We start from the raw sequence: 24,978 nt of genomic DNA on the forward strand, positions 1-24,978 counted from the left end.
CGGAATGATTTTTTTCACAGCGATCAGACAAGAAAAAGTTTTATTACAAGGGAGAAAGCCTTATGAACTTTCAAAAAATCACCGCAGGGCTGCTGTCCGTTCTTCTTCTGGCCGGGGCCCCGGTTCCCGCGTTTGCCGATACGGCTTCCAGCCCGGTCACAGCCGCTCCCCAGATCGCAAATGTAAACTACGAAGGCATTGAGTTTCTCGTGCGCTCGGGCAATCAGACCATCCGCGCAAACAAAAAAACGCTGGACAGTCTGAACAGCAACGATGCGGCCGAACAGAAGCAACAGGAGCTCGCCGCCAGCCGCGCTTCCCTGCAAAGCGTAAGCGACCAGCTCCAAAGCGCTTACAATGCCGTCGCCGCTCTGCCCTCCTCGCCGGAGCGGCAGGCCATAGCCTCATCGCTCCAGGGCAGTCTCGCGTCAATCGCAGCGATCCGCTCGATTCTGAGCGCCCAAAGCGATCAGCTCGACGTGAGCGAGGACACTATCGACCAGACCGAGCTGCAGATGGACGACACCGCCGACCAGATCGTCGTGGCGGCGCAGAAGCTTTATGTGACGTTTCACTACCTGAACGCCGAGCGCAATCAGCTGCTCAAGCAGCAGCAGGCGCTGGACGACACGCTGAAAATCACGCAGCTGAAAGCAGACCTCGGCCTCATTACGCAGACCGAGCTGCTCAACGCCCGGCAGCAGAGAAACACATTGGCGGATACCCTCACCGCGCTGGCGAACCAGATGCGGACGGTAAAAAACAATCTTCAGGTACTTCTGGGATATTCGTTCGATTACGACCTCTCGATTTCTTCCGCACCGTCACCGGATGCAAATTTCTCCGCCGCAGTGAATGAGACTACCGACCGGCAGACGGCACAGGACGCAAACTGGACGCTGAAAGAAAAGAAACTGGCGAAGGAAATTGCCGACGACAACAAGGATTCCGACCTGGATTCAACGGTGGACGACTATCGTGCGGCGTCGCTAAATTACGGCCTTGCGCTGAACACATTCAACGCTTCCTTCCAGCAGGTATACAATGATGTGGCGGAAAAGCAGGGCCGCCTTACCTCGGCGCAGGCGGCATACGACGCGAAGGCAAAAGCGCTCGACGCCGTAAAGCTGCAGAATTCGCTGGGGGTCGCCTCGGCACTCGAACTGAAAAACGCGCAGATGGACCTGGACAGCGCCCAGGCCGCGCTCGATCAGGCAAAGCTCAACCTTTTTTCTTCCCAGGAGCAGTACCGCTGGGCGCTTCGGGGCGTGATCAGCACCTCTACACAGGAATAGTCCTCTGCACAGGGGTGACGGTTCCACATATCCGGAGCCCGCTCAAAGCAGCCGACCGCGGATTTTCAACATAAATAAGATTACAGAAGCCCGTCATCCTGATTAAACAGGGATGACGGGCTTTTCATGAAACGCTTCCATTGTAAACGATAGTGACCGGGAAGCCTTGCACACAAGGTTCCGAGGAAGCCGCGGCAGCCGGGAAGAAAAAAGAGCAGTCAAAGCTTCCCTTGTTAGGATGACAACCACATTTCTCCGTGATATAATTAAAAATACGTCATTGGAACCAAATTACATATAGAATTGAACGAGGATGCTATGAACGAAAAAGAAATTGCAGAAATCCGCCGCCGCTTCCGTCCGGAAAAGAGCAATATTACCCGGATACGCGGCTGTTACGTGAACGATCAGAGAGAAATTGTTTCGGAGTTCAGCCAGCCGCTGGGGTTAATGCCCCAGGAGGAAACCGAGGAGCTGCTGGCCATTCTGAAAAAGACGCTGTCCGGGGCGATCGGAAAGAACCTGATCGACATTGAATTTGCGACTCAGCAGGTTCTGGAAGGCGAGGAACACAAGCTGCTGATGGCGCTCAAAGATTCCTCGCTGGAAAGTGATGATGCCGTGAGGGAATTTTACGGACGCGTGATTCAGACGCTCGACATGGAAGTCCATTATCTGATTCTTCTGGCTTACGATCAATACGACGTTCCTTACTATACAAAAGACGGAGAAAAGCAGGAGGATTCCTCGGAGGTGTTTTCGTACTTTCTGTGCAGCGTCTGCCCTGTAAAATTAACAAAACCGGCGCTTGGCTACTATGTTTCCGAAAACAGCTTCCGCAACATCAGGACGGACTGGGTCGTGTCGGCGCCGGAGCTTGGATTCCTGTTTCCGGCTTTCAACGACCGCAGCGCCAACATTTACAACGCCCTTTACTACTCCCGAAACATCGCGGAGAACCACACGGAATTTGTCGACACCATATTCAAAAGCGAAATCCCGATGCCCGCCGCCGCACAGAAGGAAACCTTCCAGGCCGTTTTGGAGGAGACCGTCGCCGAAGACTGCAGCTTTGACGTCGTGCAGGCGGTTCAGGGGCAATTATCCGAAATGATCGAGGAGCACAAAAACAATAAAGAGGAAGATCCGCTGGTCGTCTCCAAAAAAACGGTAAAGGGGATTCTGGAATCCTGCGGCGTTTCCGAAGACCGCGTGACCGCCTTTGAAGAGAAATTCGACATGGAATTCGGTGCCGATACCGAGATCAGCCCGCGGAATCTGATCGATACAAAACAGCTGGAGGTCCGTACTCCCGACGTGACGATCCGTGTAAATCCGGAGCGCAACGACCTGGTTGAAACGCGGATCATCGACGGCACCAAATACATCTTGATCCGCGCGGACGAAGGTGTCGAGGTAAACGGCGTGAACATCCATATTTCGTAATGGCGTCCTGACCGCTTTCTTCCTGTGCTGTCCTCTTCTTCCGGTATCATGCGTACATCAATTTTAAAGGATGCTTTTATTAAACCAGACTTCACTCCATAACCCGGCTCATCCTGTAACCGATCCCAATGCGGGTCTGGATGTAAACCGGTTTGGAGGGGTCTGGTTCTATTTTTTTCCTGAGCGTCGCCATGAATACCCTGACCAGGGAAGAGTCGGATTCCAGAGGATTTGGCCAGACATTTGTCAGGATAAAATGATAGGTCAGCACCTTGCCGACGTTTTTTGCCAGAAGGCACAGCAGCTTATATTCGATAGGAGTCAGGTGCACTTCCCGTCCGTCCACAAAAACCGATGCGGCGGAATAATCGATTTTTAACGCTCCGTTCTCAAAGGACGCCTCATCCAGAACGGGACGGCTGTCATACTGCATTTTTCGGACCGCGACACGGATTCTTGCCAAAAGCTCCTCCACGCTGAAGGGCTTTGTCAGGTAATCGTCGGCGCCTGCGTCAAGGGCTCTGATGATATCCCTGTCCTCGCTTCTGGCGCTTACCACAATAATCGGACGGTTTGACCACGTGCGGATTTTCCGGATCACCTTCATGCCGTCTATGTCCGGAAGCCCCAGATCCAGAATCATGACGTCCGGATTTTTGGAAGCGGCCTGGGAAATCGCCGACTCCCCCGTGGAAGCCGTCAGCAGCGAATACGAATGGGACGCGTTTAAAGTGGTGGTAAGCAGATTGCGTACCGCCTTGTCGTCTTCCACAACCAAAATCGAAGTTTTATCCATGATGATCTACCTCCTCCAGCCGCAGAGAAAAGCCGAACACCGTACCGTGCGGCTGATGATCTCTGACGTAAATTTCTCCGCCGTGGGCATTGATGATCGATTTGCACAGGGAAAGCCCGATCCCGAGCCCTCTTCTGCTGTCGACAATTTCATTATTGGCCGTATAAAACATATCAAATATCTGCTTTTTGTCCTTGTCCGGAATTCCCTTCCCGTTATCTGAAATTTCAACGATCACCCATTGCTTTTGCTGGAACGCGTGGATCACGATCTGGGAACCGGCCGGCGTATAGGTGATCGCGTTGTTCACGATGTTGATGATCGTCTGGACGATCAGATGGGCGTCCACCCGAACCATCAGCATGTCATCCTCCAGAACCGTGCTGATCTGATGCTCCGCGCTGTGCCTGTCCGTATGGAGCAGCGCTTCCGCAATCAGATCCTGTACCAGCTCCGGCTGCGTTTCAATGCTCAGCCGTCCGTCGTCGATTCTGGTGACGGCAAGGATGTTTTCAACCAGATTGATCAGCCACAGGGAATCCTCGTAAATATTTTCGAGAAGCCTGTGCGTCTGTTCCTCTTCGATTTGGGTTCCGTCCGATAAAAGGACGCTCGCATTCCCCGAGATGCTGGTAAGAGGCGTGCGCAGGTCATGCGAAATGGCCCGCAGAAGGTTTGCGCGCAGCCTCTCTTTTTCTGCTTTCATGGATGCCTGGTTTTGTTTTTCATTCAAATTATATTTTTCAATCGCGAAGGAAATTTCATAAATCATTCCTTCCAAAAGGGAACGCCCGAAAACCTCCAGCCCTTCCTCATTCCACATCGGGATGCCGATAACCGCCAGAACCGTATCCTTTCCCTTGACGGGCAGATACAGGGATTTTGCACCCGGAAGCGTATCCGTCGAAATCCCCGCCGGCTTCCGGTTATGGTAGACCCAGACCGCGACGGCATATTCTTCCTCGCCGGAATACTCCGCCGGCAGAGGGCGGGACGGGTCGGCGCTGTAAATCCACGGTTTTTGAAGCTCCCCGTCCTTTACCGCAAAAAACATCACCGACTGGTTCAGAAGTCGGGATATCTGCTGAGAGGATTTCTCGACAATTTCATGGAATTCATTCGCGCGCTGCAGCTTCCGGCTGGTCTCCAGCAGAATCCCCGTACGGTGCGCGTTGACGGACGCCGCCTTCGCCTGATATTTCACCCTCATGGTAAGGGAGCTCGTGATGAGGGACGAAATCAGCATAATCAGAAAGGTAACCGGATAATCCGGTCCATAGGCGCTGAAGGTAAACCTCGGATCGATAAACACATAATTGTAAATCAGCACGCTTAAAACAGAGGAGCCCAAGCCGTAGATTCTTCCATTCGTCTGGTTGGAAATAATGAGGACGCCTAAAATATAAATAGTGATGATATTGATCTGAACATAATGAAGGTTGGAGAAAAGAACTCCGACAAAAGTACACAAGGCCAAAATCCCGGCCATTTTCAGCAGGTCGGACAGATAAAAATGCTCCTGAATGTGTCTTTGGACCGTTTCCGGACGGTGAGGCGGCAAATTGTCCGGAATGATGTATACGTCCATATTGGGCGCCAGCGCGGTAAGCCGCTCCACAAAATTCGGTTTGGCAAAAAAAAGTCCGTGCTTATTGTTGGAGCGCCCCATGACGATTTTGGAAACGCCGCCGGCATTGGCGTATTCCGAAATCTGATATGCCACGTCGTCACCGTAAACGGTTGCGATTTTGGCCCCGAGCTGTTCGGCAAGCTTCAGATTTTCACGCAGGCGCACTCTGTTTTTGTCGTTTAATTCCTTCGTGTGCGGCGTTTCCACGAAAAGCGCCGTAAAGGAAGCGTGGAACGCGCTTGCGAACCGGGCCGCGGTGCGGATCACCTTTGCGTTGGAGGGAGAACTGCTCAGACAGACAAGGATGTGCTCGCCCGTATAATAGGGAGTGTCCCGGACTTCCGCCCGGTTTGATTCCACTTCCCTGTTCACCTTGTCCGCGATCCTGCGCAGCGCGATCTCGCGCAGGGCCACAAGGTTGTCCCGTGTAAAGAAATGGCGCAGCGCACGTTTTGCCTGTGTTTCCTTATAGATTTTTCTGGCGTTTAAACGCTCGATCAAAACATCGGGCTCAATATCGACCAGCTCCACCTGCGTGGCCCTGTCGAAGATAAAATCCGGCACTCTTTCCTTCACCGTAATGTGGGTGACGGAGGCGACAATATCGTTCAGGCTTTCCAGATGCTGCACGTTCAGCGTGGTATAAACGTTGATTCCGGCATTCAAAAGCTCCTCGATATCGTCATAGCGCTTGACGTGCCTGCATCCGGACGCGTTGGTGTGGGCGAGCTCGTCCACCAGAATCAGTTCCGGCTTACGCTTCAGCGCCGCGTCCAGGTCGAATTCATTCAGCACAATCCCCCGGTATGCGACTTTTTTAACGGGGATGTCTTCAAACCCCTGCGCCAGAGCCATGGTATCGGGGCGGGAATGCGGTTCGATATATCCCAGGACCACGTCCGCCCCGGCCTTTTGTTCGGAACGGGCAGCGTCCAGCATGGCGTAGGTTTTTCCCACGCCGGCCGCGTAGCCAAAAAAGATTTTGAGTGTTCCCCGTTTGGCTTTCCCCTCATGATCGCTGATCCTTTTCAGCAAAGTTTCGGGAGTCGGACGCTCGTCGCTCATTCCATCCACCTCGTTTTATTTTAAAATACCGTCAAGCGCCAGGTTGACCTTCAGAACGTTGACCGTATCTTCCCCAAACACCTTCAGGAATTTCCCATTCGTATATTTGGCGACAATGTCGCGAACCTGCTGCGCAGGCAGGTTTCTTGCCCTGGCGATCCGCTCCACCTGATACTCCGCCGCCGCGGGGGAAATATCGGGGTCGAGCCCGCTGCCGGAGCAGGTGACAAGGTCCTCCGGAACAGGGGTGTCCGCTTTCTCCGGATGCGCGGCCCGGATTTTCTCCACCCGTTCTTTTACCAGCTCTTGATACCGGTCGCTGGCCGGGCTCAGATTTGACGGCGAAGCGTACAGCATTGCTTTTCCATTTGCGTCGGTGTACGTCTTTGTGTCCAGATTCATAATCCGTCCCCATAGATAACCGTCGCCCGTAAACTGCTGCGCCAGAAGCGCACTTCCATATTTCTTTCCGTTAATTTCAATTATACTGCCATTTGCCTGATTATGGAACAGGAGTTGTGAAATTCCTGTAACGGCCAGCGGATAAAGCAGCCCGCACAGCAGGGTAAAAAGCAATAACGCGCCAAACGCCTTTCTCCAAACGGATTTTATCAGTTTCATGAAAAGATTCCTCCTTAAGAAACGCCGAACAGAGTCAGTAAAACATCGATAAGCTTGACAAAAACAAACGGCGCCGCAAGACCGCCCAGCCCATAGAGGAAAAGGTTTCGGGAAAGCAGCTTTTTGGCGGGGACCTCGCGGTATTTCACGCCCTTCAGCGCAAGCGGGATCAGGGCGACAATAATCAGCGCGTTGTAGATGATCGCGGACAGAATCGCTGTGTCCGCGCTGTGAAGCCCCATGATATTCAGCGCCGCGAGACCGGGGTACAAAGTCATGAACATGGCGGGAATAATAGCGAAATACTTCGCCACGTCATTTGCGATGCTGAAGGTCGTCAGCGAGCCTCTGGTCATTAAGAGCTGTTTTCCGATGCGGACAATGTCGATCAGCTTTGTCGGCGAGGAATCCAGGTCAACCATATTGCCCGCCTCCTTCGCCGCCTGCGTCCCGGTGTTCATGGCCACCGCCACGTCCGCCTGAGCGAGCGCGGGGGCGTCGTTCGTACCGTCGCCCGTCATGGCGACCAGGTGCCCCTGCTTCTGAAAATCCCGGATCATCTGCAGCTTGCCTTCCGGCGTCGCCTCCGCCAGAAAGTCGTCCACTCCCGCCTCCGCGGCAATGGCCGCCGCGGTCATGGGATTGTCGCCGGTAATCATGATCGTTTTGATTCCCATCTTTCTCAGGTCGGCGAATTTTTCCTTTACGCCGCTTTTGATGATATCCTTCAGATGGATGACCCCCATGATTTTACCGTTTTTGGCGACAACCAGCGGCGTTCCTCCGCTGTCGGCGATCTTTCTGACCGCTTCCTCACATTCTTTGGAGTAGATGCCGTTCTGAGCCCGCACATACTCCTTTACCGCGTCCGCCGCGCCTTTGCGGATTTCCATGCCCGGAAGGTTCACGCCGCTCATTCTTGTTTTCGCGGTGAACGGGATAAACTTTGGGGACTGACCGCCGAATTCATGTCCACGGATACCGAATTCCTTTTTCGCGAGAACGACAACGCTTCTGCCCTCCGGCGTTTCATCCGCCAGAGAGGACAGCTGCGCGGCATCGGCCAGTTCCCTGATCTCCACCCCGTCTACGGGAATAAATTCCGCAGCCTGACGGTTCCCCAGCGTGATGGTGCCGGTTTTATCCAGCATCAGAATATCCACGTCGCCGGCGGCTTCAATCGCCCTGCCGCTCATGGCAAGCACATTGGCCTGATTCAGGCGGCTCATGCCCGCAATGCCGATGGAGGAAAGCAGCGCGCCGATCGTGGTCGGGGCAAGGCATACCAGAAGCGCAATCAGCGCGGTGATGGAGCTCGGGTTCCGGATTCCCGCCTGCCCGGCGGCGAACGCCGAATAGGGGTAGAGCGCCGCCGTGACCAACAGGAAGATGATCGTCAGAGCGACCAGCAGAATCTGAAGCGCGATTTCGTTCGGCGTTTTTTTGCGGGACGCGCCCTCCACCATGGCGATCATCTTGTCCAGAAAGCTTTCCCCCGCCTCGCTGGTGACGCGAACGACCAGCCAGTCGGAAATAACGGTGGTTCCCCCCGTCACCGCGCTGCGGTCGCCTCCGCTTTCCCGGATGACCGGGGCGGATTCGCCGGTGATCGCGCTTTCATCCACCGAAGCCGCGCCGTCGATCACCTCGCCGTCCGCGGGAATCTGCTCCCCGGCCTTCACAATCACGATATCGTCCTTGACCAGTTCAGACGAAGAAACTTTTTCAACATGGTCCTTTTGCTCCGGCGAAGGAATCTTATTGGCCGGAACGTCCTTTTTCGCGGCGCGCAGCGAATCCGCCTGCGCTTTGCCGCGGCTTTCCGCAATGGCTTCCGCAAAATTCGCGAACAGCACGGTGAACCAAAGGATGACGGCAATCGCCAGAATAAAGCCCGGCTGCGCGTCCTTCACCCCGAACAGCGAGACAAAGTAAAGAGCCGTTGTCAGGACCGCCGCGACATAGACAATAAACATAACCGGGTTCTGTACCTGTATTTTTGGATTGCATTTTGCAAAGGAATCCTGAACAGCCCGGCCGACCATCTTTTTATCAGCAAAAGCATTTTTTTGTTTTGTACTCATACGGCAACCTCCTTAGCCAATCATCTGATAAAAATCGGCCACCGGCCCAAGCGCCAGCGCCGGGAAAAAGCTGAGCGCGCCGATCAGAAGAATGACGAATATCAACAGTCCCACAAACATGGCGTCATGGGTGGGCAGAGTCCCCGCGCCAACCGCTACCTTCTTTTTCTGCGCCAGAGAGCCGGCCATGGCAAGCGCGGCCACCAACGGGACATACCGGGCAAAAAGCATGACGATTCCGGTGGAAAGATTCATAAACAGCGTATTCGAAGCCATTCCCGCGAAAGCGGAGCCGTTGTTTCCGCCCGCCGACGTAAAATTATACAGAATCTCCGAGAATCCGTGCGCCCCTGTGTTGGTCAGCGTGGATGAAATACCGGGGACCATACAGGCCACCCCGCTGCCGACCAGAATGGCGACCGGCGTCGCAAGGCAGAGCAGAACCGCCATTTTCATTTCATACGGTTCCACCTTTTTGCCCAGATACTCCGGCGTTCTGCCGACCATCAGACCGGCGATGAAAACGGTGAAGATCGCAAATCCAAGCATCCCGTACAGGCCGGAGCCGACGCCGCCGAAAATCACTTCTCCTAGCTGGATCAGCAGCATGGGAACCAACCCGCCGATTGGCGTAAAGCTGTCGTGCATGGCGTTGACGGAGCCGTTTGAGGCCGCCGTGGTAAAGACCGCCCACGTACCGGAAGCGGCAATACCGAAACGCGTTTCTTTTCCTTCCATATTGCCGCCCGACTGACCGGCAAAGGAGGTGTTCACCGCCCCGTTTTGGGCAAGCTGAGGGGTCGCCTGCATTTCATTGAAAAGAACGACGCCCAGGCACACGGACAGAACAAGAAACATTGCCAGAAACAGAGCCCACCCCTGCCGCTTATCCTTCACGTTTCGTCCAAACGTAAAGCACAGCGCCGCAGGAATCAGCAGGATGGAAATCAATTCAATCAGATTCGATGCCGCCGTCGGGTTTTCAAGCGGATGTGCTGAATTCACGCCAAAAAAACCGCCGCCGTTTGTCCCCAGCTGCTTAATGGCAAGCTGGCTTGCCGCCGGACCCTGCGGCACCACCTCACTGGTAATGACGGTGCCGTCCGAAAGGGTAATCGGCTGCACAAGGTCGACCCGGTCATAGCTGTTGAAATTCTGAACGACGCCCTGTGAAACCAGAGCAATGGATACGACCAGAGAAAGCGGAAGCAAAATATACAGGATGCTTCTCGTAAGATCCGTCCAGAAGCTTCCGAGCCCGGTTTCCTGCACCTTCACAAAGCCGCGGATCAAGGCGAACAGAACGGCGATTCCCGTCGCGGCGGATAAAAAGTTCTGTACCGTATAACCGAGCATCTGCGTGAAATAGCTCATGGAGCTTTCCCCGGAATAAGCCTGCCAGTTTGTGTTGGTAACAAAGCTGACGGCATTGTTAAATGCCAGGTCCCATGGGACCGCTCCAAAATGCTGCGGGTTCAGCGGGAAAAGGCCCTGTAAAAGATTCAGTAAGAATACCGCCAGAAACCCGAACAGATTGAAAATGAGGACTGCTCCGGCGTATTTCTTCCACCCCATCTGCTCGTCCCGGTCGATATTCAGCGTTTTGTAGAAAAAGCCCTCCACCGGTTGCATCATCCGGGACAAAAAGACTTTTTCGCCGTTCATGACCTTTCCAATATAGCCGCCAAGCGGGATGGCCAGAACAATCAAAAGGACAAGGCAAAGCACCGCCTGCAGTATTTCTCCATTCATACTTTATCGCTCCTAAACAGAATAGTAACCAGATAAATCAACAGTGCCGCACAAATGAATCCCGTTATTCCAACAATAACCTGCAAAATGATATCCCTCCGTTTCTTTTGACAGTATAGCATTGGGATGATAAGGGTGCCGTTAGGATTTGACCAATTATATAAAGATTGCGAAAAGATGAATTTGAGATATTACCATCAGCTTTCCTAAATCGTGTCAGAACATGTATCCGTTCAAAAAGAGCGCTGCCGTTAAATCATTATTTTTTATTACAGCAAATAAATTGCAAAGCAATTTGGGGACTGTGATTTCATCGGCAGCCTGAATAGAAAAAAACCTCCCTTTGCCGAAATCAGTGCGGTTTTTTCAACCGCACGAAAGCAAAAGGAGGTTTGTTATAAATATTTGATATTATTGATTTTTTGAAGGCATGTACCGCTCCAGTTCGCTCCACACCGGCATGGGAAAATCCGGCTTTCGGGTCCGCATGGCACGAAATGCCTTGTCGAGCGCCTGCATTTCCGTTAAGGCACAACGGCAGTGATCGCTGGCGGCCAGACGGCCGATGCCGGTTTTGGCCATGATCCAGAGCAAGACAGACAAAAAGCATCGCCGGAGACCTTTCTCGAGATACTTCTCACAGCCCTCCGGCAGAACGGGATACCCCAGAGCCTGAAGCAGACCGTAGCCCTCCCGGACAGCCGTCACCATCTGCCGCCGCTGAGCGGCGGAAGCCTTTTTCAGGTCGCATCCATTGGCATAGCACACGTACCCGACGGGCAGCACCATGGCCAGATGGCACTGATACCAGGCGTCCATGTCGGAAAAATACGACGGCTGATATTTTGTTCCGGCAAAGATTTTAGCCAGTCTGGCTTTATCCGTTTCATCCGGCTCGCTGTGCAGGGCACCGCATTCCAATCCCCCGGCACCCGGCCGGACGCAGACGACTGCGCCGTTTTCCCGACGGCCTCCGGTCGCCTGGAACCCGAAAAGGACGGTCTTTGGTGCGGGACTATGATGCTGTAGGTACCGTTCCATCTGAGCCGCAGAAGGATTGTTGCCCACCAGCATCACCAGAGGACTGTCGCAGGCGGCCAGATCGTTCAATATTGCCCACATTTGCTGGTACTGCATGACGGCGAAGACGGCGTCATAATGCTCTTCCGGTTTCAGCCGCCCCACGATTTGCGGATGATCGACTGTAATTTTATGCTGAAGGTAATGGTGAATTTCCAGTCCTTTTTGCTGCAGTTCTTCTTTGCGTTTTCCCCTGGCCAGCAGGGAAACGTCATGTCCCGCCGTGCAGAGCACATGGGCTAAATAACTGCCGATGACCCCGGCGCCATAAACTAAAATTTTCATAAATGGAAGTTCCCTCTTTTCAGCTGATCGCCGTTTTTTCGAAAATAGTTGTTTCAGCGATTTCCTTTCCATGAACAACTTTCTGAAATGTATAAACCTGCTTAGAATTGAATATAATTAATTTAAGGAAATAATTAAAATCAAGGAGCTGATTGTTATGTCCCGCGGAACTCAAAAAACAGATGAGGAAAGGCTTCAAATTCTGGATGAAGAAATTGCGAAACTGGAATCCAGAAAAATAAAAATGGATGAAAAAATAGAAGGATTCAATAAACGAAAAGAAGCTATTTTACATCAGCAAAAACAAAAAAAGCTGGAGGAACTGCAAAAATTCATTTCTAAATCAGGTAAAAGCCCTGAAGAAATTTTGGAAATGATAAAAAGAGCCGGGTGAAAACACAAGGCAAACGGTAATGGTCAAAAAGCCATTGCCGCTTTTTTTATGCTCAGGAAAGGTTACGACTTTTGTAAAGTTGGGAGCCGCCTGAATTGAAATATTATGATACAGAGGATTCCTGAGAGGAGACTTCCTCTGATCTGCATCCTTTTACTTCTACTCTTTCAATCCCATAAAGCCCTATGACCAGACCCAGTGCCGTAGCGATCAATCCCGCAAAAATCATTCCTCTCACACCGGAAATATCCAGCAGAAATCCGCCGAGAAGACTCGCGGCCACACCGCCAAGCGTAATCGCGCTTGTCATAAAAGCCTGCCCTTTTGCCAGGTCCTCTTTACAGATAATTTCATTTACATAATAGACGGAAGCAGGAATAAACAGCGCATAGGAGCTGAACTGAAATATTTGTGCCACATACAGCATCCACACATTGGTTGCCGACATCGTGAGCGCCGCTTTCAAGGTAAAGAAAAAGAGGGAAAATTTCAGGATGGAACTGCATCGAATCTTTTTCACCAAAAAGCCGAATAAAATCATAGCGGGCAATTCTATCGCCGCCGCGATTCCGGTGGCGATTCCCATTTCCTTCGCAGTGCCGCCCACATTTTCGGTAATTTGTATCAGGTAATTGTTGATCATGGTATGCGAACAAAACGTAAAGGATACGGCGATCATCAGCGCGGCAAATTTTTTGTTATGCGTAAAAAAGGAAACCAGACGATTCGTATCGGCGTTTTTCGGTCCGCTTGTCAGTTTCCTATTTTCCGGGCAAACCGTATCGCTTTCGGTATCAGCGGATTGCTTCTTCGTAAACATATAAATGACGATTCCCAGCGCTATGTAGAAGCCCGTGGAAATAACCGGCAGAAGGTCGGTGCCGAAACCGTCCACAAAGATTCCCAGCAAAACGGATAATACCGCGTAGGAAATAGAACCCATTCCTCTGGCAAGGCCGAAATTGATTCCGACCCCTTTATTAATGAACTGCATTCCGAGGGAATTGACCAGAGGCTGCAGCGTATACAGAATGGCGGATTCAAGCGTGAGCAGAACCGCAAGCACAAAAAAGCTCCCCGCCGAAAAGGAGCGGGCCGCCGCGAGCGCTCCCGCCGCTGCAGTCAGGACGACAATTAAATCCTTCATCGATATTTTTCTGGTCCTGTCGGCAAACGCCGCCACCGCGGGCTGCAGCAGTACCGCGAAAATATTAGCCAGCGCAAGCACCAGACCGATCTGGCTGTTGCTGAAATGCTTGGATAATAAAAATATGGATGCAAAGCCGATGCTGCTGCACATAACCGACCAATAGAAGCTGTGGGCAGCCGAATACTTCATGGTATATTTCAGATTGATATCGATGTTCCTGATCTCCCTTCCGGATGTGCGATACTGGTTTTATGATTACTGATATACTCCGCCTGCGAGGCGCTCCAATGCATTTTTATCTTTGATCCAATAGGCCGTATTCCTTTTTTCAAGCAGATTTTTATCGCATAGCATATGAAAAGTTCTTAGCAGATGCCGGTGGCTGCAGCCTAAATATTCGGCAAGCATGGTATAGTTGCCTGAAAAAACGTCTTCATTCTGCATGATAAGAATGTATCCCGCAAGCCGCTGCTCCAGCGGATAGAGCAGGTTAATTCCGGTATTCCTGTTATTTCGTTCGATTTTTTCACAGATCTGGCTGCAGGCAAACTGTAAAAACTGATTGTCGGACATCAGCAAAGCCTTATGCCTGCGGGCGGATATTGCAAGACAATAGGTCTCTTTCAAAGCCTGTATATTTGTTTTCGCTACGGAATCACCGAAAATCTCAAATTCTCCCAAGAGCTGAATATCCTGATAACAGCATACCAAGAGCGTTTTTCCATTCTCCAATGTCCGAAACACTTTGCAGTTCCCGTCTAAAATGATATAAAGATAATCCGACTCTGTTCCTTCCCTGAAAAGATATTCGCCGGTTTGAAAGCGGCAAAAATGCATTTGCTCATATGCTTCTTTGGACAAGCATTGGCGCAGAAATTTCAGCTTTGATTCCAATTCCGGAAAATCGGTCGATTGCAAATATTCCATGGTCTCTTCATTCTCCGTTTCCAATCCATAAAAACCTTACCAACTATGACATCCGTCATACTGCACGCAAAGCATTTTGTGCAATAATCAATACAAGGACATAAAAGTCAGTTAAAAACAACGAATCTGTCCGGCTTTTGGAGGGTACATAATGAGTCTGTTCGTTTTATTGTTGGGTGGAATCTGTCTGGGGCTGATGACAAGTATGAACGGCCAATTGGCTTCTTATTTCAACGTATTTGAAATCAGTTTCCTTGTCCACGCAATCGGGGCGGTCATCCTGCTAGGCTATATCCTTTTTAAAAAAGGCGAAAAGCTCCGCATCGGGGGAGCTCCCGGTTACGTTTATTTTGTGGGATTCTTCGGTGTGGCGCTTGTTGCCACAGGCAGTATCAGCGCCGCAAAGATCGGTGCCACCCTGACGATGGCGCTGTCGGTAAGCGGACAGCTGCTTATTTCCGCAGTGATAGACCATTTCGGATTTTTCCATGTGCCGCGCGTTCCGTTCAACTGGAAGCGGATCCCCGCTTTTCTGATCATCGCCGCCGGCTTATTGATTATGATTTATGCGTGAGAGGGGCTGAAATATTGGTTTTTATCGTAATCGCCATTTTCAATGGCATGATTAACATCATTAACAAAATGATCAATTTACAGGCAAAGCGCACGCTTGGCACAGCAAACGGGACGCTCATCAATTATTTGGAGGGAACCGTTATTTCCATGCCGGTCCTGTTTTTCTATGGCGGTTCCAGGCTGATGGATTTATCTTACCTGAATACGGTTCCGCCGCTATCCCTTTCAGGCGGTCTTTTCGGCCTGTTCTCCATGGTTTTGATCCTGATCGGCATGAACAAGAGCCAGATCGCTTATTCGACCGTTATCGTTCTGGTCGGACAGCTGGGCGCCGGGTTGATGATCGATTCTATCGTTACGCAAAAAATTGTCCCTTTCAAAATACTCGGCATCTTATTGGTAATCATCGGTGTCGTGATCGATAAGGCCTTATCTCATAAACCGTCCGACGGAGCGACGCCGATATAAATCATTTTTCCATCGCATTTTGAATTTACCGCATATTTCTTTTTTTATTATACTTTGATTTTTCATCTTATTCAACCGGTTTCTTCCAGTATATGGAATTGTTTCTGTAGGTCTCAGGGTGCGGGAGAATTGTGCATATGAAATCCTGACAAAGAAATAACAGACGACGGCATTTCGCTCATCGTCTGTCTTCTTTTGCTTTATGAGATAAAAAAGTTTTTATTTTTCATCGCCCACTTCAATTTTGCCGTGAATAGCTTCAAATTCGGAAACACGTTTTTTGATGTACTGCTCTATCTCCTTATTGGCAGAGCGGCCTTCCGATTCTGCAATATAACGGAATTTTTGAAAAAACGCCCGATCTACACGCAGGGTATATCTTAATAATTTATCTTCCATAAATCCTCCTTTTTTTCACTATTTCAGCGTCATTATGGTTCAATTATAGTGGATTTATTGCACCATAACAAAAACAGTGGTAAAATGGTGTAAATATGGTGAATTTTCCTGCTTTACTATTCCATATATAAAGTATATAATCCTTTCAAGACATAGGGAGTCTCACGAACGGAAGCCAGTATATTTTAAAGAATGACGGCGTGCACCACAAAGCGCATGTCGCGCGCATCGTTCACACAGGTGGACAGCGTCAGAATGCGGCTTTCAGCGTTCGTTTCCACTCCGGTATCATACAGAGAAAGCTTCTTCATTTTTTGCAGGTAGCTGCCGTAAGAGCTTTGGTCAGAAAAGGAATACGTGTAGGTCTCGCTGTCCGGCTTCGCTTCATGGACAGAAAAGATTTTACAGTCGGCCTTTCCCGCTTTACTGTAAAGCTCCATTTCCGGATGCTGCTCATAGTAACCCTTCTCCCGAAAATTGCAAAGCGCGGCAAACATGGCGCCGCTGCGCATATTGTGCCCGTACACAATCGAATTTTTTGAACCGGGGCCGCTTTCAATCCGGTAATCCAGAAAAATCGCTCCCATGCTGCTGTTGTTTTTGTAAAAAGTATGGTTTAAATAGTAGGCGTTGTCCTTCCCCTGCACAATGGGGTAGCTCAGGTTTGTTTTCGGCAAACGCAGCCAGCCGACGGCGTCACTGTTCTGCGCGGTCAGCTTTTGGTAATCAAAGGCAAAGCCGTCCGCCGCGGGAGTCACCGGCACACCGCTCTGCCGTGCGGCGGCGGAAGAGGACGGCGGGAACGGTTCGGACATGGTCTGAGCCGCCTTTTCATACTCTTTTCTTCCGTTTTCATAATCGCTGTAAACGGCGTAGAACCGCGACCCGCAAAACACCAGAATCAGCAGACAGATCACGGCGACCGCCGGTTTCCAGTATCCGCGGATAACGGGGGCCGCTTTCCGTTTTACAAGAATAAAGAGCTCCCGAAAAGCGTCGGGATTTTCAGAAAGCGCGGGTTTTTCCGTCACCTGCAAAGCCTCTTCCTCAGGCGGCGCGGCGAACGCTTCCGCCTGCGTCAAAGGGCCGGCGCCCGTTTCCTCCGCCGGAACGGGACCGGTATGGGCGGAGGCCATGGAAAAAGCGGAAACCGCGGCCACGATGGGAACCGTCAGAACAACGCCCATGCTGCCGGAAAACGCCTGCATGATTTCAATGCCGATTCCGTAAGAATTGATAATTTGTACATAAGGAAGATTATAAACATAGTTTGTCACCAGCACGCTGACGGAACCGCCCGCAAAGGCGAGAATCAGCGTGTTGGACATGGTGCCCATCATGTCGCGCCCAACGCTGATACCGGAACGGAAAAGCTCCATCCGGCTGAGGCTGGGGTTCTGTTCCTGAATTTCATTGATGGTGGAGGCGACGGAAATCGCCACATCCATCACGGCGCCGAGGGAGGCGATCAGCAGACCGGAAAACAGCAGGCCGCTGACCTGAATTTTTGTATTTTCCCCCAGGAACAGTAAATTTTCAATATCCGATACGTTGTTGCCGGATATTCCCGCAAAATAGCCGAATCCGGTGGCAGCCAAGCCCGCAATGATAACACCGGCAATAGAACCGACAATGGCGCAGGCCGTTTTTTTCGAAGGCCCGCCGATCAGGTACATGGTGACGAGCGTTGTGACAATCGCCACCAGCACGGCCGCCCAGAAGGGGGAAAATCCGCGGAAAATCAGAGGGATATAGAGCAGAATGATACAGGCCAAAGTAAAAATAAGCCCGATGGACGCTTTGACTCCCTGCTTTCCGCCGATGACACAGAGAATCAGGAAGAACAGCAGCACAAAGGCATAAACAACCGGCTCCCGATTGGCGCTGTAGACGGAGGTAACGGAAATATCGCCGGAAACGCTCTGGATTGTGATAACCTCCATGCCGGGGGTACAGCCGGCGCCGAACAGATATCCCGCCGAGCTGGTGGCCTCCACGGTCTCGCCCTTCTGCAGACCACTGAGCATCAGAAGCCGTACGGTCTGCTCGCCGTAACGCCGGCCGTCCTCCTGCAGATTGTCTTTGACCACCTCCACCACTTTGGCCCTCTCGAAGGTGCGGCCCACCGTAGTGACAAGCTCCGGCTTCTGCACCTGATTGATGAAATAGACGAAAATGAGGAATCCCACCGCCAGTACGGCAATCACCGCCCTGCGCGCGTTCGCCCGCTTATCTGCAAACAATTTTTTCAGCATATTCTTCAATCCCCTGATTTTATAGTTTTCAGTCGTGCCACAGGCCGGTTTTTTCTTACCGGCGGCATTTCGGCACCGACAGGCAGGGAGGCGAAAGCCTGCGCTTACGCCTCCCGTGAAACAGTTCTGTTCATTGTTATTCCGATTATTTGACTGCCTTGACCCGTTTGCCTTTTACGGCGGCGATAACCGCCGTTACGAGACCGAGAAGGGCAAGAGCCGCAAGCGCGATCATCCCGGTCAGATCGTTTGTGTCACCGGTCAAAGGCGCCTGACCTTTTGTACCTGTATTTGAAGTGCTGGCCGCGGCCGGCGTTCTGTTGACGGTTTTTTCGATTGTAAAGGTGGAATCGATCTGGCTTGTATTTCCGTCCACAATGCTGTAGGTGGAGATGCTGAAATCCTTGTCATTGATGGAAATGACAGAATAGCTCGGCTTCCAGTTCTGGTTTCTGTAAGCGACGAAGTTCTGCTGCTGGGAAATCAGCTCATAAAATTTACTGCCCGTGGCGGAATTGGCGGTCATGTACAAGGTGCCCTGGGGGTTCACCACCTTGGCGGATTTGTTATTGTTGATCGTATAGCAGTTATTCCCCTGAATGAAAGCGGCGTTGGCGGCTTTACCGGCGGCATCGTCCGCCTTCGGGTAGTACGGGTACACCTTTCCGGTGGCCTTGTCAACCACGTTGTCCCAGTCAAATTCTCCGGTGCTCGTTTTATTGGCGTCGTAGGCGGCATGGACCTTTCCGTCGCCCTGGAGCAGGTAACTTCTGGAATAGCTGTGGTCATGGCCCTGAAGGACGACATCCACGTCATATTTGTCCAGAATGGGAGTAAGCTGGGTTCTGAGAACCATTCCGTCCGACTCGGAGTGGTCGGCGCCGCTGCCGTAGATGTCCTGATGGAACATGACGATCCTCCAGCGGGTGTTGGGATTTTCCTGCGTCGCTTTTTTCAGCAGCGCTTCGTGGTCCGCGCAGTTATAGTTGTTGGTGTTCAGCACGACAAACAGCGCATTCCCATAGGTGTAGTAGTAACCGTTGCCGGCTGCGGAAGGGCTTGTTTCCGCCGTGAAGGAGTTCGGGTTGTTGAAATGGAACGCATAGCTCTTGTTGGTGGCGTCGTGGTTGCCGATCGTCGTGGCGACAGGCAGCGACTTCAGCGCGGCCGGAGACAGGTAGCCGGCGTATTCGATCTCGTTGCCGGGGTCGATTCCGTTCACGTTTTTGTTGATCTGGTCACCCGCGGAGAGGGCAAAGCTGGTGTCCGGATTGGCCTTTAACGCGACATTCAGCGTGGTGTTCCAGTTAAAGGCGTCGTTTCTGGCGGCAGTGTTCAGGCTGGAGGTGTTTTCAAGCTTGTCGCCGGTAGAAACCGTCTGCCCTTTGGAAGCGCCGATCTGGGGATCGCCGAAGAACAGCATTTTAAAGCTGGAAAAGCTTTTTGTGGAATACTTTGCCGGTTTGCTTTCCACCCCATTCGTCAGATAGGTATAATAATACGCGGTGTTTTCCTTCAGGCCGGTGACGGTCACCTTGTTGCTGCGGTAGCCGTCGATCGCGGAACCCGCCGTTCCCTGAAAGCTTTTGGCATCGCTCATATCTTCCTTTGCGGCAAGCTTGACAACCGGAGTCGCCGCGGCGCCCGTATTGGAGTACCAGCCGAAATTCAGTTCGCTCTGGTTTCTTCCGGGGGTCAGGGAAACCTGCTCGTAATTGGTGCTGACAGACGTTTCCCACTGCTGTGTCCAGCCGGACCACGACTGGTCGGTGGTTGCGTCGGAGAAGTGTTCCGTTGCGGCAAAAGCGCCTGTAACGGAAGACATTGCCAGACCGGCCGCCAAAACGCCGCATAAAATCATTCTGGATGTTTGTCTCATATTGCCCTCCTTAAATTCATTGGTTAAATTTGACATCGTCATCGATTTCAGTATACGAACCCAATCAAGCGATTTCAATGAATTCGCAGAAGCTTAAATAAAGTTTAAATTGGAATTTACAAAGGTTCCGCCTTAGAATATCTTATCGAAAAGCCGCGAGAGGCCTTGCCGTCCGGAATCAGAGCGCGTTTTCGGCAAGGCGCGCGAGCGGGCTGCGTTCCACCTGGCTCAACGTCACATGGCCTGTCAGCGCGGACTCTTTTAACCTTTCAACCAGATACACCAGTCCGTTGGACCGTGAGTCGACCAAAGCATTGTCGATCTGATTATCCGTCGGGTCACCGATAAAGACGAACTTGGAATTCTGCCCGGCCCGTGTCATCATCAGCTTGGCGATATGGGGCGTCGTTTCCTGCGCCTCATCCACGATGACGAATGCGTCGGTCAGCGTTCTTCCCCTCATATAGGTAAAGGTTTTCATATCGATCGTCCCCGCGCACTTGAGGTTTTCGATAATCGCGTCGACGGAGGTGTTGTCCTCCATACAATTTTTTCTGGGCTTGCGGTTGCGGCCGCAGTACATCAGGTTTTCAAAGGCGTCATAGAAGCTGCCCATCCAGGGCCGGAGCTTTTCCTCCTCATTTCCCGGCAAAAACCCGATGTCGTCCCCTGCCGGCACCACCGGACGGACAAACACGATTTTGCGGTACGCATGCTGTTCGATTACTTTTTCCAGCGCAACGGCGGTGGCGAGAATCGTTTTCCCCGAACCCGCGCCGCCCGTCAGGGAGACAAATTTAACGCTGTCGTCCATCATCAGCTCGAAGGCCATTTTCTGTTCCAGATTCAGCGGCGTAAGTCCCCACGCGGTCCTGTTTTCAAACTGAAGCGGGACCAGCTTCTCACCGTCGAACCGGGCGACAACCGAACGCGCCGGAGAATCCTTTGCATGAATCAAAAGAAACTGGTTCGGGAAAAGCCTGAGCTTTTTCGGGCAGGCCAGCCCAGAATCGTAGATCTTGTCAATATTCTCCGAGGAAAGCGTTGCCGTCACATAGCCCCGATACAGGTCGTCAAGCGCGATCCGGTCGGTTTCATAGTCCTCGGTCTCAATGCCGAAGGCCTGCGCCTTGAGCCGCATGCAGATATCCTTGGAGACAAGGATGGTGGGGATTTCCAAATCCCTTTTTTTGATGCTCAGCGTAGTAAGCAGGATTCTGTTGTCATTTTTTTTCAAATCCAGCTCGTCGGTTATTTCCGTCACATTATGATAGCCGTTCATTTCAATTTTGAGGATGATATTTTTCTCAAGCTCGATTCCGTCCTGAATGCTTTGCTGTGCCTTCCCCTCCACCATTTGGGAAAGCTCCCGCACGGCCTGTCTCGCCTGACAGCCGCACAGCCCGTCTCTCGATTTCAGAGAATCGATTTCCTCCAGCACAACCATGGGAAGAATGACGTTATTTCCTTTAAAATTATGGATGCACGCGGGATCGTGCAGCAAAACGTTCGTATCCAGCACATAATTTTTCCTGTTTCCGTTTTTTTGTTGCATTAGAATGCCTCCAAAATAAAAATTAATAGGGAGTGCAGCCCGAAACCTGAAAGGAAATATTTAACGAATAAAAAAACACCACACATTTCTATGTGATGCCGTGGTGCTTTGCTTTTACCCTACTGTCAGAGATCTTTTCGGGCAAAAGCGAACGGGGCGCCGTCATGGATTGGTCTGCAGAGTCCGTAAATCTTTTTCGAATTCCTGAATTTTTTTATTCAGAAAAGCGATTTCGGGATAATCCTCTGTTTTGCCGGACTGCAGCTGGACCCTTTTTAAGGTCTTCCATTCGTTCAGGATTCTCTGTATGTTTTTCCTGACAAGCGCAGGTTCGTCAACCCGTTGGTTTTTTTCATTCCATATTACATCCAAACGCTCTGTCATTGCTATCACCTCATTCCCTATCATAGGCGAAGCATGTTCAGATTGCGTTATAAACCCATTAAAAAACCAAGATGGCAATGCCAATGGCTGGAAGCTTTGGATTTTCGCCACCCGAATTAACATAACTTTGACAGGACGTTCATTTTATCTTAACAGAGAACGGGTACAATAAGCACATCAAATAAAAACTGTCACACTGATGGGTATGGACGGAATACCGAACCATAAAAAGGTGGCAGACAAACAGCAATTGCCCCTTGCGGGGCTTCATATAAATTCTTTTTCATTACCCCCCTCTCTTCTGAACCGCTCCAAACGGAGCGGCTTTTTTAATTTCAGAATTGTTTTTTCTCCGGCAGGATCGGCTGCCCGCAATTTGATTGCAGGTTGACGATAAGCAATAAAGATGATATAGTATTTTCATACCCCTATGGGTATAAAGGAGGTGGGATTATGCGCAAATGCATGGATTGCGATAATCTGCACAGACGGCTGAACAAGATTTTGGGGCAAATCAAGGCTATCGACAAAATGGTGGATGAGGACGTCCCCTGTGAAGACATTCTGATCCAGATCAACGCCGCAAAAAGCGCCCTGCACAAGGTGGGGCAGGTCGTTCTGGAAGGTCATTTGAACCATTGTGTCCGGGAGGGCATCGAGCACGGCGACGCGGAAAAGACTATCGCGGATTTCGCCAAGGCGGTGGAGCATTTTTCAAGGATGTCATAGAAGCCATCAAAAACAACAAAAAACAGCTGTTTTGTATAAAACGGCTGTTTTTTTATTGACAGAAGATACCCCCATGGGTATAATAAACCTATACCCCCATAGGTATAGAAAGGAGTGTTCGCTTGGCTCTGTTAAAAGATAAGGAAAGACGGGACGTACTTTTTCTTTGCCTTTCCGCCCCCGCGCTGATCATCAGTTTTTTTCATATCGGCAATCTTCCGATCGACGCGGCATGGGTGGCAATCCTGTTGTGCGGTTTCCCGATTCTGAAAGGAGCCCTTGTCGGGCTGATTACAAAGTTTGATATCAAAGCGGATGTTTTAGTGTCCATCGCCCTGATCGCATCCATTTTTATTGGGGAGACCTTCGCGGCCGGCGAGGTGGCTTTCATCATGGCGATCGGCGGCTATCTGGAGGAACGGACCGTAGCCAAAGCCCGCGCGGGAATCGAGAAACTGGTTCATCTGACCCCCGCCTCCGCCAGAGTCGTTCGGGACGGAAAGGAACAGAATATCCCTGCGGAACAGGTGAAAATCGGAGATATCCTGCGCGTCCTGGCCGGAGAAACCGTCGCCGTGGACGGTACGATTCTGAAAGGACAAACCTCCATCGACCAGTCCGTCATGACGGGCGAATCCCTGCCGGTAGACAAGGGCGAGGGCGACGAGGTGTTCAGCGGGACGGTCAATCAGTTCGGCACCTTTGACATGACGGCGCGGAAGGTCGGAGAGGACAGCTCGCTGCAGCGTATGATCCGCCTGGTAGAATCCGCAGACGCCGGAAAAACAAAAATTGTCGGAATCGCAGACCGCTGGGCCACATGGATCGTGGTGACCGCACTGCTTTCTGCCTTCATCACCTGGTTTGCCACCGGAGAGATCATCCGTTCCGTTACCATTCTGGTAGTGTTCTGCCCCTGTGCGCTGGTACTCGCCACCCCTACCGCGATCATGGCCGGAATCGGAAACGTGACGAAGTTCGGCATCCTTGTCCGGGAAGGGGACGCCCTGGAACGGCTGTCGCAGGTGCAGCGGATCGCCTTCGATAAAACCGGAACCCTGACCTACGGCAAGCCGGCGGTTACACAGATACATAGCATCGATCCCGCGCTGAATGATACGGCACTTTTGGAACTGGCGGCCGCCGCGGAGCTGCGCTCCGAACATCCGCTTGGCCGGGCAATCGTTGCGGACTACCTGCAAAAGCATGGAACCCCGCCGGAGCAGCCGGAGGAATTTAAAATGCTGGCCGGGCGCGGCGTAGCCATCCGTTACGCCGGGCAGGACATTCTTGCGGGAAACGAGGCGCTGATGGCGGAACACCGGATCATTCTTCCGGATGAGCTTCTGCAGGCGGAGGAAAAGGCCAAATCGGACGGCTGCACCGTAATTTCCCTTGCAAGAAACGGAAGCGCCGTTGGTATGATCGCCCTCTCCGATACCCTTCGTCCGGACGCCGCCCGGACGGTGGAGGCCATTCACCGGACCGGGGTTCAAACCGTCCTTCTGACCGGAGACGCAAAACCGGCCGCATTTCATATCGCTCAGGCTGCGAACATTCAGGATGTGCGGGCGGATTGCCTGCCGGAGAAGAAACTGCAGGAAATCCATGCGTATCAGGAAAAGGGCGAGCCGGTCTGCATGGTGGGAGACGGTATCAACGATGCCCCGGCGCTGAAAACCGCCCACGTGGGGATTGCCATGGGCGGCATCGGCAGCGACATCGCCATTGACGCGGCGGATATCGTGCTGGTCGGCGACGATATCAAGGAGATTCCTCACCTTTTACAGCTCTCAAAAAAGACAATGAAGACGATCAAAGTAAATCTCACTGCCTCTATGACGCTGAATTTCATCGCGATTGCCCTTGCCATCACCGGCATTCTGAATCCGGTGGTCGGCGCCCTGGTCCACAATGTCGGGTCAGTCGCCGTCATTATCAATTCTTCCCTGCTTTTAAAATGGAGAAAAACGGAATAAAGAGCTGAACTCCGTTTTGAGCAATTCGAGTATCATGGTTTAACCATAAATATATTCCCGGAATCTCAAGCCCTCTCAGTTTTTCCTTGCTGAGAGGGCTTTCTTTATATGCAGATTCTTCCTGTCCCGAGTTACAAAAACGTGGTTGATTCTGCAACAGGGTTGCGCTTCTCCCCCGCCGAAGGCGGAGGAGAAACGTGTTTTGTCTCGCAAACTGAAATGGAATTGC

Annotated in this window: 20 protein-coding genes; 7 read left to right on the top strand and 13 right to left on the bottom strand. The window is 51.6% G+C overall.

The window, feature by feature from the left end; genetic code table 11:
- The first annotated feature begins 62 nt into the window (after positions 1-62).
- Complete coding sequence (locus LY85_RS05250; RefSeq protein ID WP_141825759.1) at positions 63-1,295, top strand: TolC family protein; 1,233 nt, start codon at positions 63-65, stop codon at positions 1,293-1,295.
- Positions 1,296-1,613: 318 nt separating this feature from the next.
- Positions 1,614-2,741 (top strand): DUF4317 domain-containing protein, encoded by a 1,128-nt coding sequence (locus tag LY85_RS05255; RefSeq protein WP_141825760.1) that lies wholly within the window; start codon positions 1,614-1,616, stop codon positions 2,739-2,741.
- Between the two features lie 91 nt (positions 2,742-2,832).
- Here the strand turns inward: LY85_RS05255 and LY85_RS05260 are convergent, their stop codons facing one another.
- The 6 genes from LY85_RS05260 to LY85_RS05285 all read right to left on the bottom strand — a co-directional run bounded on the left by LY85_RS05260 (position 2,833) and on the right by LY85_RS05285 (position 12,054).
- Positions 2,833-3,537 (bottom strand): response regulator transcription factor, encoded by a 705-nt coding sequence (locus LY85_RS05260; protein WP_038325137.1) that lies wholly within the window; start codon positions 3,535-3,537, stop codon positions 2,833-2,835.
- Complete coding sequence (locus LY85_RS05265) at positions 3,530-6,232, bottom strand: sensor histidine kinase KdpD (RefSeq protein WP_141825761.1); 2,703 nt, start codon at positions 6,230-6,232, stop codon at positions 3,530-3,532. The genes LY85_RS05260 and LY85_RS05265 overlap by 8 nt, the downstream gene beginning before the upstream one ends.
- A gap of 15 nt (positions 6,233-6,247) precedes the next feature.
- Entirely contained in the window at positions 6,248-6,853 is a 606-nt protein-coding gene (gene kdpC, locus LY85_RS05270) for a potassium-transporting ATPase subunit KdpC (protein WP_141825762.1), read from the bottom strand.
- A gap of 14 nt (positions 6,854-6,867) precedes the next feature.
- On the bottom strand, positions 6,868-8,937 hold the full coding sequence (gene kdpB / locus LY85_RS05275; protein ID WP_141825763.1) for a potassium-transporting ATPase subunit KdpB: 2,070 nt from the start codon (positions 8,935-8,937) through the stop codon (positions 6,868-6,870).
- Positions 8,938-8,949: 12 nt separating this feature from the next.
- The gene (gene kdpA, locus LY85_RS05280; protein WP_141825764.1) at positions 8,950-10,689 is read right to left on the bottom strand and encodes a potassium-transporting ATPase subunit KdpA; all 1,740 of its coding nucleotides are present in this window, start codon (positions 10,687-10,689) and stop codon (positions 8,950-8,952) included.
- Between the two features lie 411 nt (positions 10,690-11,100).
- Positions 11,101-12,054 (bottom strand): 2-dehydropantoate 2-reductase N-terminal domain-containing protein, encoded by a 954-nt coding sequence (locus tag LY85_RS05285; protein ID WP_141825765.1) that lies wholly within the window; start codon positions 12,052-12,054, stop codon positions 11,101-11,103.
- A 157-nt stretch (positions 12,055-12,211) separates the two neighbouring features.
- Between LY85_RS05285 and LY85_RS05290 the strand changes: the two genes are divergently transcribed.
- Positions 12,212-12,448 (top strand): hypothetical protein, encoded by a 237-nt coding sequence (locus tag LY85_RS05290; RefSeq protein WP_141825766.1) that lies wholly within the window; start codon positions 12,212-12,214, stop codon positions 12,446-12,448.
- 103 nt (positions 12,449-12,551) lie between these two features.
- On the opposite strand, the gene LY85_RS05295 is transcribed toward LY85_RS05290, so the two are convergent.
- Both LY85_RS05295 and LY85_RS05300 read right to left on the bottom strand, forming a co-directional pair.
- Complete coding sequence (locus LY85_RS05295; protein WP_141825767.1) at positions 12,552-13,787, bottom strand: MFS transporter; 1,236 nt, start codon at positions 13,785-13,787, stop codon at positions 12,552-12,554.
- Between the two features lie 66 nt (positions 13,788-13,853).
- Positions 13,854-14,525, bottom strand: coding sequence for a cyclic nucleotide-binding domain-containing protein (locus LY85_RS05300; RefSeq protein ID WP_141825768.1), 672 nt, complete (start codon positions 14,523-14,525; stop codon positions 13,854-13,856).
- 151 nt (positions 14,526-14,676) lie between these two features.
- Here LY85_RS05300 and LY85_RS05305 point away from each other — a divergent pair, with 151 nt between their 5' ends.
- Both LY85_RS05305 and LY85_RS05310 read left to right on the top strand, forming a co-directional pair.
- Entirely contained in the window at positions 14,677-15,099 is a 423-nt protein-coding gene (locus tag LY85_RS05305; RefSeq protein ID WP_141825769.1) for a DMT family transporter, read from the top strand.
- 14 nt (positions 15,100-15,113) lie between these two features.
- Entirely contained in the window at positions 15,114-15,569 is a 456-nt protein-coding gene (locus LY85_RS05310) for a DMT family transporter (protein ID WP_243122489.1), read from the top strand.
- 219 nt (positions 15,570-15,788) lie between these two features.
- On the opposite strand, the gene LY85_RS05315 is transcribed toward LY85_RS05310, so the two are convergent.
- The 5 genes from LY85_RS05315 to LY85_RS05335 all read right to left on the bottom strand — a co-directional run bounded on the left by LY85_RS05315 (position 15,789) and on the right by LY85_RS05335 (position 22,041).
- Entirely contained in the window at positions 15,789-15,968 is a 180-nt protein-coding gene (locus LY85_RS05315) for a TraY domain-containing protein (protein ID WP_141825770.1), read from the bottom strand.
- A gap of 185 nt (positions 15,969-16,153) precedes the next feature.
- Entirely contained in the window at positions 16,154-18,223 is a 2,070-nt protein-coding gene (gene srtB, locus LY85_RS05320; protein ID WP_141825771.1) for a class B sortase, read from the bottom strand.
- Between the two features lie 145 nt (positions 18,224-18,368).
- Positions 18,369-20,102, bottom strand: a complete 1,734-nt coding sequence (locus tag LY85_RS05325) for a metallophosphoesterase family protein (RefSeq protein ID WP_141825772.1) — start codon at positions 20,100-20,102, stop codon at positions 18,369-18,371.
- Positions 20,103-20,280: 178 nt separating this feature from the next.
- A complete protein-coding gene (locus tag LY85_RS05330) occupies positions 20,281-21,657 on the bottom strand; it encodes a PhoH family protein (RefSeq protein ID WP_141825773.1) in 1,377 nt (458 codons plus the stop codon).
- A 162-nt stretch (positions 21,658-21,819) separates the two neighbouring features.
- Positions 21,820-22,041, bottom strand: a complete 222-nt coding sequence (locus LY85_RS05335; protein WP_141825774.1) for a hypothetical protein — start codon at positions 22,039-22,041, stop codon at positions 21,820-21,822.
- Between the two features lie 453 nt (positions 22,042-22,494).
- Here LY85_RS05335 and LY85_RS05340 point away from each other — a divergent pair, with 453 nt between their 5' ends.
- Together LY85_RS05340 and LY85_RS05345 are read left to right on the top strand one after the other, a co-directional pair.
- Positions 22,495-22,770 carry a metal-sensing transcriptional repressor gene (locus LY85_RS05340; protein WP_141825775.1) on the top strand — a complete coding sequence of 92 codons (276 nt, stop codon included), beginning with the start codon at positions 22,495-22,497 and terminating at the stop codon, positions 22,768-22,770.
- 122 nt (positions 22,771-22,892) lie between these two features.
- On the top strand, positions 22,893-24,749 hold the full coding sequence (locus LY85_RS05345; RefSeq protein ID WP_141825776.1) for a cation-translocating P-type ATPase: 1,857 nt from the start codon (positions 22,893-22,895) through the stop codon (positions 24,747-24,749).
- The last annotated feature ends 229 nt before the right edge of the window (positions 24,750-24,978 follow it).

The sequence above is a fragment of the Clostridium sp. KNHs216 genome (assembly GCF_006714885.1).
In the GTDB taxonomy this organism is placed as follows: Bacteria; Bacillota; Clostridia; order Oscillospirales; family Acutalibacteraceae; genus Caproiciproducens.